General features: G+C 49.3%; 10 protein-coding genes. 3 read left to right on the forward strand and 7 right to left on the reverse strand.

The genetic code is table 11. The annotated features are described in order from the left end of the window. The 6 genes from D3A97_RS24060 to D3A97_RS24090 all read right to left on the reverse strand — a co-directional run. A partial coding sequence (locus D3A97_RS24060) for a DUF6443 domain-containing protein (protein WP_232826068.1) occupies nucleotides 1-1,504 on the reverse strand: 1,504 nt, incomplete at its 3' end. Nucleotides 1,505-1,687: 183 nt separating this feature from the next. Next, nucleotides 1,688-5,413 (reverse strand): hypothetical protein, encoded by a 3,726-nt coding sequence (locus D3A97_RS24065; RefSeq protein WP_119081122.1) that lies wholly within the window; start codon nucleotides 5,411-5,413, stop codon nucleotides 1,688-1,690. A 533-nt stretch (nucleotides 5,414-5,946) separates the two neighbouring features. Beyond that, on the reverse strand, nucleotides 5,947-7,386 hold the full coding sequence (locus tag D3A97_RS24075) for a coiled-coil domain-containing protein (RefSeq protein WP_232826069.1): 1,440 nt from the start codon (nucleotides 7,384-7,386) through the stop codon (nucleotides 5,947-5,949). Nucleotides 7,387-7,417: 31 nt separating this feature from the next. Next, nucleotides 7,418-7,894: a hypothetical protein gene (locus tag D3A97_RS24080; RefSeq protein ID WP_119081125.1), complete on the reverse strand. Its 477-nt coding sequence runs from the start codon at nucleotides 7,892-7,894 to the stop codon at nucleotides 7,418-7,420. 192 nt (nucleotides 7,895-8,086) lie between these two features. After that, nucleotides 8,087-9,130, reverse strand: a complete 1,044-nt coding sequence (locus tag D3A97_RS24085; RefSeq protein WP_119081126.1) for a fatty acid desaturase family protein — start codon at nucleotides 9,128-9,130, stop codon at nucleotides 8,087-8,089. Nucleotides 9,131-9,186: 56 nt separating this feature from the next. Continuing rightward, nucleotides 9,187-11,634: a TonB-dependent receptor gene (locus D3A97_RS24090; RefSeq protein ID WP_119081127.1), complete on the reverse strand. Its 2,448-nt coding sequence runs from the start codon at nucleotides 11,632-11,634 to the stop codon at nucleotides 9,187-9,189. Between the two features lie 137 nt (nucleotides 11,635-11,771). Between D3A97_RS24090 and D3A97_RS25275 the strand changes: the two genes are divergently transcribed. Continuing rightward, a complete protein-coding gene (locus tag D3A97_RS25275) occupies nucleotides 11,772-11,897 on the forward strand; it encodes a hypothetical protein (protein WP_262697069.1) in 126 nt (41 codons plus the stop codon). Nucleotides 11,898-11,994: 97 nt separating this feature from the next. On the opposite strand, the gene D3A97_RS24095 is transcribed toward D3A97_RS25275, so the two are convergent. Further along, a complete protein-coding gene (locus tag D3A97_RS24095) occupies nucleotides 11,995-12,552 on the reverse strand; it encodes a GNAT family N-acetyltransferase (RefSeq protein WP_157986742.1) in 558 nt (185 codons plus the stop codon). 96 nt (nucleotides 12,553-12,648) lie between these two features. Here D3A97_RS24095 and D3A97_RS24100 point away from each other — a divergent pair, with 96 nt between their 5' ends. Together D3A97_RS24100 and D3A97_RS24105 are read left to right on the forward strand one after the other, a co-directional pair. After that, entirely contained in the window at nucleotides 12,649-13,263 is a 615-nt protein-coding gene (locus tag D3A97_RS24100) for a TetR/AcrR family transcriptional regulator (protein ID WP_119081129.1), read from the forward strand. A 124-nt stretch (nucleotides 13,264-13,387) separates the two neighbouring features. After that, nucleotides 13,388-14,713 carry a TolC family protein gene (locus tag D3A97_RS24105; RefSeq protein ID WP_198674163.1) on the forward strand — a complete coding sequence of 442 codons (1,326 nt, stop codon included), beginning with the start codon at nucleotides 13,388-13,390 and terminating at the stop codon, nucleotides 14,711-14,713. Nucleotides 14,714-14,721: the final 8 nt, after the last annotated feature.

A 14,721-nucleotide genomic window follows, 5' to 3' on the forward strand; every position in this document is an offset into this window, starting at 1 on the left:
TGTCTGCCAGCACCTGCAGCACCCGGCCCTTGGCATCGTAGCGGGTAGTGGTCACCAGCCAGCGGTCATTGGCCCCGTTGCCTTCCAGCAGCCGCACCTTGGTGCCCGTGACCAGCCCTTTGGTCTGCGTGCTGATAGACAGTACGTCGGTATGCGGCTGGGTCTCTGTATTGTAGGGGATGCTGCTCAGCAGGCCGGGCTGGCCGGGCTTGGCCCCTTCGTAGCTATAATCGTCATAATACGTGTAGGTCAGCGGTTCCAGCTTGTTTTGGTCAAGGGCCGGTAAAGGGTTGCTGGCATAGATCGTTTCCGTGGTCTGGGTACCGTTGGGGTCCAGCAAGGTCTCCAGCTCATCGGTCTGGCTGTCAAAACCAGGGTTAAAAACGATCTCCTGCCCGGCCTGGTAGATGTCCCGCCCGTCGTGGCTGTTGACCACCAGGCTGCTGGGGACTTTGATCTGGTGGACGATGGTTTGGGTGCCGCTGGCCGTGCCCAGGGCGGTAGCCAGGGCGGCGGCTGTCTGGCTGGTCTCGTACAGCGCCGTCATCACCGGCCGGTTCAGCTCATCGTAAAACGTGGTCAGCCACTTGCCCGCAGTGCGAAGGTTGCCGTCTTGCGAGAACACTAGCCGGTCCCTTACATCATAGACCATCTCCACCGGGTCGGCACCGGGCACCTGTTTGAGCACCATCCGCCGACGGTGGTCATACACGTACCGGAAGCACAGCTCCCGCCGGTGAACGGCATTGGACAGGCTCCAGCTGTTGCCCGACAGGATATCCACCATCCTGGGCGGCAGCACGTACCGCAGGTTGCCAAGGTCATCATACACATAATAGGTACACAGCCAACCGGTGTGCCCTTCGCTGCCGGCACTGGCCGTCAGCTGCACTTTTTTCAGCACCACCCGCCCTTCCTTGTCTTTGAACTCCACCACCTCCTGGGCCATCTCATCCTGCGTAACGGTTTTGTACAACTGCCCGGCACTGTAATTAGTATCCCGGGCAACGGGATAGTCTCCCGCATTGGCGCCGATGTCCCAGATCTTCACCCCGTCTCCGGCGGTGTTCACCAGGTATTGCTGACTGACCCCTTTACCGCTGCCAGCCCAGCTGTTGCCGGGCGCCAGCGTTTTCTCCACGCGGTTCAAAGGGCTATGTTCGAATTGGGTCTCACTGTAATATACAGACTCACCGGGGTATTGCGTGGCCGAAAATCCCGCCTGCTCCGTAAAGGGGCTGAGCCGCAGCTGCCCGGTGCCAGTCACCCCGTAAGGCAAATATTTATACTGCTCCCGCCCGAAGTTATCATACACCACCGGCGCTACCAGGTCATTGCCCGTGCCCGGCAGAATGTGTTTGCTCACCGTTTGTAACGGCCGCCCCAGCCCGTCAAAGTACTGCGTGGTCTGCCGCACGTCTTTCACGTTCCCGTTGGATACCACCAATGCCGTGTCGGTGATCCCTTTGGAGGGTTCCCACGTGCGGATGTAGTTCACCTTCATTGTGGACGGATAAGCGGCTGGGGCTGTTGCGGGGGTAGCAGTAGGCACAACACTTCCATTAGGAACCTGGCCATGTGCAAGACTGTAGGTATGCACAACTACGCAAACAAGTAATAATTTCCTATAAATTTCTCCGTTTATGAAGCGCATGTTCTCTTTTTTTGATCATAATAAGTTCGTTCGCTATTCCCCGTTAATTGTTCCCGTATTGTCCGCATAGAATATATAATTTCCTGATACAGGAACCTGAAAGCTTATAATACTTCCAGAATAGATACGTATAAAAGTATCCGGGTCTGCAGGTACAGTATAGTAATACTTTATCTCCGGCCCGGTATAAAAAGACGAGGGCATAAAGCGGATTTCAAAAGTGTCTGCCGGGATACTTATTTGATTAGTATACATTTGACCAATTGATACGGATGGAAATGCTGTTCTTTCATCCAATATACCTTTCCTGTAAAACTCAATATCTATATTGGGCGTTTGTATAGTACTCGGAGGAAGATATGTTTGAAGTATAACATTTAGCCGAGGCAAATTTGATTCGCAGATAACAGGAATTGACGCAATAGCACTATCTGAATGATTATAAAAAAAGTTATCAAGATGCTCTCTTGAGAAATCCCCTGCGGTATGGTACTCAATCTGCCTGGTAACGTTGCCCTCATTATTTCGAATGATCCTTAATCTTCCCGAATTATCATATTCATATAACTCCTTTCTGCCTTGAGGATCTGTTTTACTTATTACCCCTACCAAAGGTTCATGCGTATATGTCGTCACAAATATCTTATCCTCATTAACATGGCTTCTTAAATTCCCAACCCTGTTGTCTATATCCAGCTCATCATAACTCGTACTAATAGGCGAGCCGGGATTCGGATTTACGATGGCATCTACTTCTGAATAAGCTAAACCGGTAACTTCCGAAACGGGATATTGTCCGTCATAAGCCCATACATACGACTTAACAAGCTGGTCCTTCGTAGTTAATTGCAGTAGATTCCCCCATTGATCATATTGATCAAAGACTACTTCACTTCGCAATGTGCCTCCATCATACGATTTCTGAATAGAAGCAGGGGCAATGAAGCCAGTTCCTGCTGTAAAATTGCTGTAGTTATTCCTGGTTAAATGTAACTCTCTGCTATTTGAAAGATTTGTCGTCTTTTCTTCAATAACTGGATTAATTATGTTTTTTTGCGTCATATTGGCGTAAACAGGATCCGAAGTCAGGTTATATGGGTACAGCAATCTGGTTTCAATCAAATCGCCTTTGCTGTTTACTGTTCTCATTCTTGTTGGTTGGATATATTGATCGCTATCATAATAATAAGTAATACTATTCGTCATGGTTGAGTTATTATTAAACCATTTTTCTTCCTCACTTTCCAGCAATAATTTACCAACAGCTATGCCGTATTCATTACTTTTATATATTTCGGGGGGACGCGTAACTCCTGAAAAAGATACAAAGTCATTATAAATACCACCGCTAATATCAGGTGGGGTTCCATTTAGCTGATATATAGTTTTAAGAAAGGAACAAGCCACACGAATTTGCAAGGGTCTGATATAGGGTTTATAATGGTAGTCCTTTTGACGAAATAGCTTCATCTCACAGTTTTCAAATTTGTAATCAGACTCAGACTTCAGAGCCCCCATTAGCCCACTGCTATGCTGCCAGGGAATATTTGTTCCTTCAATAATACTGGTAGTATGCATCAGTTCAAGAGGAGGAATGCCTTCTATTAGATTAAACTTACCTGGTCTGTAATAGGCATATTCCCTTTTGCCGGTAACTACACCTAAATCATGTTGATACTCGGCAACTTTTGTATAGTAAATCGGCGCACCATTAGGATAGGCATAGTTCAGATATGAAGCTGGTGCTAATGTTTTCTTCGACTCTGTTGCCACCAGCCGAAAACATGAAAGTGGATCGCCACAGTTGATGCTTTCCCTAACTGCATATCCCACGTATTGTTCGTACACAAACGCATCGTACCCCCGTTTTATTCCGTTATAGATAGCTGCGGGCTTATTCAGTGCTATCCCCATTCCATTCTCCAGCTCGCCATACTTGTAAATTTTTCGCCAGGCTGGAACTATCTGTTCAATTCCATCATAATAGCTAATGCTTCTTACTCGCAAGCCTCCTCCAACACGTGGCACCGCAGTTGTATTAGGTTGATCATCGTTAAATATGTTAATATTCTCATTATATCTATTAGGCTCCAAATCAAAATCTGTATATCCGCCAGTTGGATGAATAATTCGTTGCAGTGTTCCAAATGCCATATACTCAGCATCAGTAACCTCCGCAGTTGAACTACCACCTACGGAAAAATCAAATGGCGGGATAATTTCTGTACAAGCATACGGGAAACGCGTCAGGTGTTTTTCCAGCAAGTCAGACTGGCGTGGTACGTTCCTGGGGTAATCAGAAGAATAACTATCTACTTCTGTTGTATGGCTATTACGATAGCCCCATGCGTCTTGCCCAATCAGATGATTTCCAAATGCAATCTTATTTTTGTAAGAAAACCTATATATATCGCTCCCATTGATTCGAATACTATCGAGATATGTTGTTCCATTGTAATCATCCCCGTTAAAAATTTTTGCAGTTGAAAGATAGATAGGCGCTATAAGGCTTTGATAAAACGTAATATCTTTAACTACATTATTGAATTTATCCCGCACATAGAGACTGTTAAGCTGATCCGTTCCTGTAAATTCAACAGATCCACCATTGAATGTTATTTTCGAAAGAACTACCCCCGAAATTGTAGCTAGTGAAGGGAAAAATCCCCCTGTATTGACTGAATACACTTTGTCTATCAGAGATGTCCCATCCTGACTAAGATAGGGCAGGTGGAATTTCTGGCCACCATAACCAAAGTGTTCCATGTATTTAGGTGATGAAAGGTTTTGAAAGGGAATATTTGACAATAAATTGTTATACTCTGAAATTGACGATGCAGGATACTCATCTCCTCTAAAAAGGTTCTGAGCGCAGTCTGACCCAAAAGGAGGGTAAAAATTAATATCGATCGTATGGTAGTATTCTATATAGTCTGTAGCTTTTCTAAATAAAGCAACTGGTTTCAAAAGATATTCAAAATTAATTTGAGCAGTTTTACTTGCATTTTCAATTTTTTTACACTTCCATGCCGTGCGAATGGGACTGTTAGGATATGTTACTTCAGTGTATTCTATGCCACTCAAATGCCTACTTGAAAGGGGGCCAACACCAGGCTCTCCAAAATAATATACAGTTCCATCAGTGTCGGTAATCGTAAAACTACCATTGGCGTATTCGATTTTTATGTTGTCATAAGGAACTGCTACTATGCCAGCTACATTTCCCGCATCATTCTTTTGAATATAAAAGGACCCGGTTTTATTCAATAATTGATAGGTAAATTTATCCGGCTGGCCATCTACCTGTCCCGTTGCCAGGCCATTTTCTCCGCGCGAGATAAAATCGCTTGTGAAGTCTTTGAAAGGATAAGCATTGTATCCAGGGTTATTTGTATGATAAGCTTTTACCAATGTATTGTTGTAATATCCTCCAGGGGAAAAGTCGTCCAGTCCATTAACTGTCCTGGTAATTTGAAGTTCACAGTTCAATGACCATCCCAAGCCGGCTCTGGTAGATTGTTCATTTATCTTAAAGCCCCCTGCATGATAATTAATACCAATCGGCAACACCAATCCTCCTGTTTTAATTTCATGAAATGGAATATTAATATTAGGTACTCCGGTATTAAGGTCAACTGGATAATTAACAACTTTAGTTAACGCTGCCGCTTCAGGTGTTATAGGCACTATTTGTTGATACTGGCTTGAAGCGTACAAACTCATGAATACAAAAAGAGTAGTAGCAAAAAGTTTTTTCATAAGGGAACTATTTTTTTACCTTTTACAATATGTTTTTATTCAAGAACCCTATTTTCAACCTCCTCCAACCGCTTTTTCACCTCCCTCATCTCCCTCTCCTGCTGAATAATATACAAGGTCAGCTCCTCCACCTTCCGCAGCAACCGCGCGTTCATATCCGCTACATCCATCCCAGATTCCACCACTTCCTGCTCTGAAGGCATATCCGGCAAATGGTGATTCGTCAAAACAAACTCTTCCAGGCATTCCAGTTAACCCCGTCCACTTTGTTCCGGAACCTTATATCTCCCCAATAGAATGCTTCCATCTGGACAATACCCGTGCTCCCATAAGCGTTAAAGCTCAATAAAAAAGTGGAAAACTGATTAACATAATGCACTGCCCGGAACCCGTTCTCCCCAACACTATTTCTATCTTCCGGAAAAATATCGCTCCGTATTTTCATATACTCCGCGTCTTGCCCAAAAAGCAACATAGGTACAAACAAGGCAACACACGCCATCCATAAATATCTCATAGGTCAAACAATTTTACTAGAAATTATACCCCACTCTGAACTTGATCGGATCTGTTTTGGGTATCTGCTGATTGGCCAGAAAGTCATACAACAATATCAAATTCCCTTTCAGCTTGTTATTGATCTTGTATTTTTTGCTGATGCCCAGCAGGGCGCTGCGCGTCCAGCCGTTATCATACAATAAGGGTATACTGGAGGTGAAGGCGGTATTGTAATTATACTCAAACCCGCCGTTCACAAAGAAAGTACCTTTCAGCTTGTAGTCCCCGAAAGAGCGGAAGCCCACTCCCTGGTGAGAAAAACGGATGTTGTCAAACCCGGTGCCCATGCCCAGCCTGTAAGAAGCGCCCACGCCCACAATACCGTCTTTGCTGAATTTGTAGCCCACCTGTCCCGCAAAGTCCCCTGTAGTGGGAAAATACTGGTTGGAGCGCTGGAACTGCACATTGGTGCCAAACTCCAGCCGTTGCAGGAAGCTCTTGGTTTTTAGCTCCTTAGGTTTGAAATCAGGCATATCTGCCGCATTGTCCAGGTCGGGAAAGTTCTTTTTCAGTTCTTCAAACTGGGAGCGCGCAGCTTCCATCTCCTGGCTGACGGCCTGCCGGGCGTTGGGGCCGCCGCTGCCCAGGCGTTGTTGAATGAGCTGGTCCACCTGGGTGCGGGTCTGCAACCCTGCCAGGCTTTGCTCCAGGTTTTCGCCAGACATGCCGCCGCCGCTTCGCAGGTTGAAAAGGCTGGCCAGCTGCGAGTTGCGCTGAATGAAATCGTTGTATGCGGGTAACTTCTGCAGCAGCTCCATGGCTTTGGCCTCCGCCTTTTTAGTGTCTTTGAACACTTCTTTGTATTCATTGATCTGCTGCGCGTAGTAGTAGGCTTCTTTGTTGATCTTTTGAAGGTCTTTGGTAAGGCCCTGGTACTGGCTTAGTTGTGATTTCAGCAGTTGCCGCCGTTCGCGGATGTAGTTTTTGATCTGCTCTGCCTGCTGCAGTTTGGCCTGCAGCTCTTTCACGTTTTTCAGGGAGCCGCTGAGCTTGTCTTGCGCGCCCTTTGCCTTGCCCAGCCATTCTTTGGAATCTTTCAAAAAGCCCAGGGAGTTTTGCAGGGTATCCAGGTAACCGAAGTATTGGCCGCCGGCAAATTTCTCCAGTTTGGCGGTTTTGCTTTTCAGTTTGGCTTTTAACCTGCCCAGGGAGTCTATTGAGTTGGTAAAAATGTTTTTAGCGGCTATGCTGTCTATTTTAGCCAGTTTCTGTTGCATCTTCTTCTCCTGCTTCATCAGCCGGTTGAGCGCCTTTTCGCTGCGTTTGTTCAGTTGCTTTTCAAATTGCCGGCTCTTCTGGCTTACCTGGCTCAGGTATTTCTGCGGCACCTGGTTGATGCGCGCCAATACACTGTCTTGCGCCAGCGCGGGTGCAGCCATCAGTATAAGTAAAACAGGAAGAATGCGGGTTATCATAACTAATAGATATAGGTAATACGAAAACGGGTTATGCCTCTTTCTTCTTTTTCTCTTTAGACTTCAGCTTTTTGATCACTTTCTCCTCGTTCATAATATCAAGATACATCAATCCGTTGACAAGATGTAACGTACAGGATAAATAGTACGTATGCTGCTCCCCGATGATGTAATCCATGGTCACGGTATCCTTGGCCAGGCGCAGCTTCTTGTAGGGCTCTCCCAGCAGCGCCACCAGGTCTGATTCCGAGCAGGCCGTTTTGATGGGCAGGTGCAGCACTTCCAGCACCTTGCCGGTAATGCCCTGCTCGTCTTTGGTAAAGTCCAGCGAAATGGATTTTGTGGCCTCCGGCTCGCTGGTGAGGCGGAGAAAGGTGTTGAAACCAGACAGCTCGCCCACCCATTGCTCGCCCATAAAATCATAGTTCTCTACCTCACGGTAGTCCGGGCCGTTATAGAAGTCACTGAGGCGGATGTTATGGAAATCGTGGTATGCTATAATATCCATACTAAAACACTTTTTGGAGGTTGTAACCGGAAGACAGCATTCCATCTAAGCGTCAAAGGGGGAAATAGGGATTCGACTTGCATAGGTTACGGGAAGATGTTTTTCCGTGACATAAATATAGAGCTATTTGCGACATTTTAAAAAAAGCCGCCCGGAATCATACATATTGATTTTTATTATATTATATCCACCCTACGCCGCAATCCTCCTCGTTCTCTCCTTCAAAAACGCCACCACTTCCTCTTCAGAAGCGTATTTGTTGCCGATGTTCACGAAATGCCGCGCCAGGAGGTCGTAGCGCTTGCCCATCAGGTAAGCCCATACATGCAGGAAGTGGATGCCGTCAAACACAATGGCGTTGTTGCTGATGTACTCCTGCAGGGTATCGCGGAAGAAATTGGGGTGTTCTGTCCAGTGCATGGACGGTTTGATGTGATGGCTGATGTGGTAGCCATCGTTCCAGCATTTGTGGTTGTATTTGGTATTGATGCAGGTGATGCTGTTCTTGTAGGGATTGCCGGGGTCTTCCGGGCAAACAAAAGCATGCTGCGCCCAGTTGCCCAGCATCATCACAATGCGGGATATCACAAAGGGGATGATGAACACCACCAGCGTGGCGGGCCAGTTCACGAAGCTCATGCCCACACAGAAAACCACAAAGAGCAACTCCCCGCGTACGGAGCGTACCAGCAGCTTCTTGCGTTTTTTGCGCACAAAGTAACTGGCCAGGTGGTAAATACCGGCAAAGAGGAAGCTGCCGAGGTACTCGCCGAACCCGCGGATGGAATCCCGCTGAAAGCGCATGGTGCTGCTTTCATCTTCCGGCAGGTTGTTTTCCGGGTGATGCATGCCGATGTGGTGGCTGTAGTAGGTTTCCGGCGTTTGGCCAAACAGCGGGCCTATTACCCAGGGCAGGTAATGGTTCATGAGATCGTACTCCTTCCTGAAAAAAGCGCGGTGGCTGGTGCAGTGCAGCATGAGGCCAAAGGGGCCTTTGAATATAAAATTGTTGAAAACGAGGTAGGCGGCGGCCAGTATGCCCCACCACCAGCCGGTGATGAAGGGCATGTACAACAGCACCGCCAGTATACCCAGCACCAGCGTAATGCGGATGGTCAGGTGTACAAACGGCAGGTCACGCTTGTCACGGATGAATTGCAGAAAGAAACGGTCTGCGGCAGATGCATTAGCTGGCTCCCGGTATACCGGGTCTGAAATAGCACGGAGCGAAATCATGATAAAGCAGTTATTGGCACCCGCTCAAGGTAGCCCAATTATCTGTTTATACAAAATCAGAACCCGTCGCCGCCCATGTCGCCACCGTCGTTGTTATCATTATTCCTTTTGCGTTTGAAGAGGTTGGCATCCATTTTACCGAAGCGCCAGCTTACGTTCACCCGCAGCTCACGGGAGGCGCGTTTGCGGTAGCGCTCGCTCTGCGAAAACGTGGTATTGGTCCAGCTCAGGTCCCGGTCGGTGTTGAATATATCGTTCAGGCCAACGGCCACGGAGAAGTTCTTTTTCTTGAAGAAATCCTTTTTTACCGCCACATCTATCTGGTATTCCGGCGCATCTTCACCCTGCGGGTTGATCTGGCGTGACTCATACTCCCCTGTTACTTGCAGCGTGGTGCTCCAGGGCAGTTTGGTGTTGCTGTTCACCTTTCCGAACCACACAAAACCCTTGTTGCTGATGCCTTCGGCCTCAATGCTGGTTTGGGCGATGTTGAGGTTGGTGGTAATGTCCCAGCCTTTGGTGATCTGGTTGCGCACCGTCAGTTCCGCGCCGTAGGTGTTACGCTGGTTGGCGTTGATGGGGTAGCTCAGTACCACCTGCCGCTCCTGCCCGTCCAGCACCAGCGTGGTGTCTACGCTGAAGTTGGTGATGGCGTGGTTGGTGTTCCGGAAATATACGGAAGCCAGCACGTTGTGCTTGCGGTCAAAATCTTTCAGGTAAGACAGCTCGAAGGAGTTGGTGAACTCCGGTGTAAGCGCCGGGTTGCCCCTGCGGGCGGAATTGGCGTTATACTCGATGTTGGGCAGCAGGTCCCGGAACCAGGGGCGCCGGATACGGCGGCTGTAATTGAGCTGCAGCTCGTGGTCTCCCTTGAACTTGCGCGTCAGGTACAGGCTCGGGAACAGGCTGATGGGATAGTCGATATCATAGGCGGCGTCTTTTACATTGCGCATTTCACCGCTGTAGTAAGACTGCTCCGCACGCAAGCCCGCCTGAAAGCCGTAATCGCCAAAAGCGCCGGTATAGCTGGCATATGCCGCGTTGATCTGTTCCGTGTAATGGTAGTCGTTAGACAGGGCGGAATCCAGTAGGAAATCACCGGTGGCAAAGTCTTTCCCGAAAGTGTTCAGTACATTATTGAACGTACGGGAAGTGGTACGCAGGCCGGCCTCTATCTTTGATTTTTCATTGATCGGGTTCACAAAATCAATCTGCCCGGTGTAATAGGTGGTATTGCCCTTGCCATTGCCATAACGCAGCTCCGGCTGGTTGGGCGAGTTGCTGATATTGTCCTGCATATCATAATACTGCAGGTTATAATCGTCTTTATTGGTGTTGTTGGCGCGGTTGTAGGTGAAATCCGCCGTCAGCTCCCGGCCCTCTTTTGAAAAGGTGCGCTTGTAGCCAACCTGCGTGGTGTAGTTACGGAAGCCATGCCGGCTGTCATTACGGCCCAGGCCGTAGCGCACGCGGTTTTGATGCTCATCCAGGTCATACGTGGTCTGGGTGTTCAGGTTGTTGAAATCACCGGCCGTGATGCCCTGCGAAATGGTGATGGTGTTGCGGTTGTCTATGAACCAGTCAAAACCCGCGCGGCCGTTCTGGAACCTGCGCCCGTAATCCCCTTGCTGGTACTGGTCCAGGTAAGTGGTGGTATCCGCGCCCAGGTTTTTGCGGAACAGGTGCTGGCGCATGGGAGACCGTCTGTCCCGCAGGTTGTAGTTGACAAAAAAGTTCACCTTGCCCTGGCGGATGTTCAGGTCCAGCCCGGCGTTGGTGCTTCCGGTGGAGGAAATGCCCGCGCTCACCAGCCCGTTGATGCCTGCCCTGCGGTTCTTTTTCAGCACAATGTTCAGGATGCCGCTCATCCCTTCCGCATCGTATTTGGCGGAGGGATTGGTCACCACTTCTATGTTCGCAATAGCGTCTGCCGGTATCTGGTCAAGCGTAAGCGTACTGGGGCGGCCGTCTACAAAAATAGTAGGGCTGCCGTTGCGCACGCTCACATTGCCGTCTATATCCACATTCACGGAAGGCACCTGCCGCAGCACGTCTGTAGCGGTACCGCCAATGCTGGCCAGGTTCTTGTCTACGTTGAACACCCGCTTGTCGATCTCCATGGTGAAAGCGGGTTTCTCTCCCACTACTTCCACCGTTTGCAGGGCTGTAGCCGACGTGGTCATTTTGATATTCCCTACGTCCAGCGACCGTTTTACGGTCACATTCCTGAAATAGGTTTGATAGCCGATAAAAAATATCTTCAAAATATAACTGCCGGGTTTAATGGCGGGAAAGTCAAAATCGCCATTGCCTTTGGATAGCATACCCGTTACTACGGAAGAGTCTGTGTTTAACAACGCAACAGATGCATATTCTACAGGTTTACCGCTTTGTTCGTCCAATAATTTTCCCATGATCTGGGCTTGTCCTTCTCCCTGCTGCGCCCAAACCGGGGCACTTGCGCAAAGGATGGCGCCGATCACTAAAATGACAAAATTCCTCATGTTTACTAGTACCAGATTGATTTACACTCGCGGCTAAAGTAAACAAATTGATCTTGTTGGCTTGAATTATTGGATGGGTGGTAAATGCTATTTACCTGTAAAAAAATTGCGGAACGCGGCAGCTTTATACCGGATATATGCAACATCAGCGGAAAGCCTCTCTCCTTTTGGGATTGGGCGTAGAAGCCGGTGCGCAGGCCCTGCGGCTGTTTGAAGGTGAAGGTGTGCAACAGCAGGCATCTGCTGTGAGCATGGTGCGGTGATAAGTGTAGTCAGCGATGATGAGTGCTGTCAAAAGTGATACCAGGAAACATTTCTTTTTTCAACAGGAAAGAAGACGGGCGACTAAAAAAAAATTCGTTACGATAACATTTTTACCAGGTGCAGGTAATTGCCGCCGCTGAACTGCACGGCTTCCCGCACCGTATAACCCAGGCGCTCATACAGCCGCCGCGCGTCGGGGTTCCCATCGCTCACCAGCAGGCCTGTTCGCGGATGCCCCTGCGCCCTGGCCTTGTCTTCAGCGGCATAGATCAGTTGCCGGCCAATGCCTTTCCCCTGGCTGGCCGGGGCTACGGCAATACTGTCCAGGTAATACTCCCCCGGCCCTGTTTCATCTCCCGGCAGGTATGCATGCCCCAGTTGGGCGCTGATGTAGGACAGTACAGGCTCCCGCAGGGCCTCCAGCAGCGCCCCGTCATACCCCACAATAATGCCGCCGAGGCCTCTCTCATCTTCAAATACCAGCGTATGCTCGTAACTGTACTGGTTACCGGGCTGGCGGAAAAAATGCTCAAATAGCGGCTGCAGCACCCCGTTGCTGGTAGTGCCGGCCAGTTTGCAGGCCACGTCATACATGGCCTGGAATAGCAGGGGAACGGCCTGGGGCGCGTCTGCCGGGCGGGCGTTTCTGATCATAACGCAAAGATACTGCATCTGTTAGGGCAGGTTTCAAAATTAAATTTGGAGTTACTGAACGCCGTTCAGTATATTTGTGCTGTAAATTTTTTATTAATGGGTATTTCAGACCGGAAAGAAAGGGAGAAACAGGAAATGCGGCGCCTCATCATAGAAGCGGCCATGCGCATGTTTGTGGACGAAGGGTATGAAAAAACGTCTATCCGCGCCATAGCGGAAAAGATAGAATACAGCCCGGGCACTATCTACTTGTATTATAAAGACAAAGACGAATTGCTGTATGAAGTACAGCGGGAGGCCTTCGGAGAATTGCTGAAAGCCTTCCAGGAAAATGCCGTGAGCAAAGATCCCTGGAAACGGCTCACGCAGGTCATGCACACTTACGTGGAGTTTGGCCTGACCCACCCTGACCTGTACGATCTGATGTTCATCATCCGTTCTCCCATGAAAACGGCCGATGAAAAAGGCGGCTGGACAAACGGCGATGCGTGTTTCGATTACCTGAACCATACCATACAGGAGTGTATTGAGCGCCAGTTGATCCGTTACAAGGATAACCGGGTAGCCTCTCTCTCCGTATGGTCTCTCGGCCATGGCCTCGTGTCTTTGGAAGTACGCTGCCGCTTCAAGGTACTGGAAGTGGCGGAAGGAGAAGTAGCGCGCATCATCAAAGCGTCTATCGACGAGCATCTGAAGCTGATGAAAACGTAACACATACGGGCAATGCCGCCCGCACTATAAAAAAACACAAACGAAAAGAGAAGCATACCACTTCTCTCTTTTTTGAACCATACACTAAACAGTGTTCATTATGTTATCAAGAATCATTTACCTAATGATGTTTACGAACCTCCTTGTGTTCAGCAGCAGGGCGCAATCGCGGCTGAACGGCTATATTGCCGAGGCCGTTCAACGCAACCAGGCCGTGAGCCGTCAACACTTCCAGCTGGAAAAAAGCCTCTACGCCCTACAGGAAGCAAAAGCCTTCTTTCTGCCACAGGCCTCCCTGCTGGCCAACTACACCAAGGCTGGCGGCGGCCGCACTATAGACCTTCCGCTGGGAGACCTCATGAACCCGGTGTACAACACGCTCAACGAACTGACGGCCAGCCAGAAATTCCCGCAATTGTCCAACGAGTCTATCCTGCTCAATCCTGACAACTTCTATGACGCCAAACTGCGTACCTCCCTCCCGCTCATCAATACGGAGATCATGTACGCCAAAAAGATCAGGCAGGAAGATATCACCCGCCAGCAGGCCATCCTCAATGTATACAAACGGCAACTGGTGAAAGACGTGAAAACGGCGTATTACCAGTACTTCCAGGCTGTGCGCGCGGTAGAGGTGTACAACCATGCGCTGAAACTGGTACAGGAAAACATCCGCGTCAACCAGAGCATGCTCAGGAACGGCATCCGCAACAGTACATCGCTGACCCGCGCGCAAACAGAGCTGCAGCGGGCGGAGGCGTCCATTACACAGGCCCGTACCCGGCAGCAGAACGCCCGGTCTTACTTCAACTTTTTGCTGAACCGGCCGCTGGCAGACAGTATTGAGCTGGACAGCGCCACCCTCACCATACCCGCCGCCCTGCCATCTGCCGGCATCCGGCAAAGGGAAGAGCTTCAGCAACTGGAAACCACCCACACTATAGCGCTGCTGGCGGAAAAAAAGGAGCAATCGCTTTTCACGCCCAAGGTCAGCACCTTTCTTGACCTGGGCAGCCAGGGCTTCAACTGGGATTTTGACAACAAGACCCGTTATTACCTCTGGGGCGTGAACCTGCAATGGGACATCTTCACCGGCGGCCAGCGCAAACAACGCATCAAGCAGGCCCGTACAGACGCGGCCATTGCCCAAACCGCCTACAGCGAAACGCTGCAGGGGCTGGAGCTGGAACTGGACCGCGCGCAGAACAACTACAATGCCGCCTGTGCCTCCTTCCGCATTGCGCAAACGCAACTGCAGCTCTCTGAAAAGTATTTTTCAGACCAGCAGAAGGTCTACCGCGAAGGACAGCTGCTCTACATTGAGCTGCTGGACGCGCAGGACCAGCTCACCCAGGCGCGGCTGCAACTGTTGCAGGCATGGGCAGACGTACAGGTGTCTGCCGCAGACGTGGAACGAGCGCAGGCATCTTATCCTTTACAAACCATTTAATAATCACA

The organism is Chitinophaga alhagiae (assembly GCF_003568665.1).
GTDB lineage: Bacteria > Bacteroidota > Bacteroidia > Chitinophagales > Chitinophagaceae > Chitinophaga > Chitinophaga alhagiae.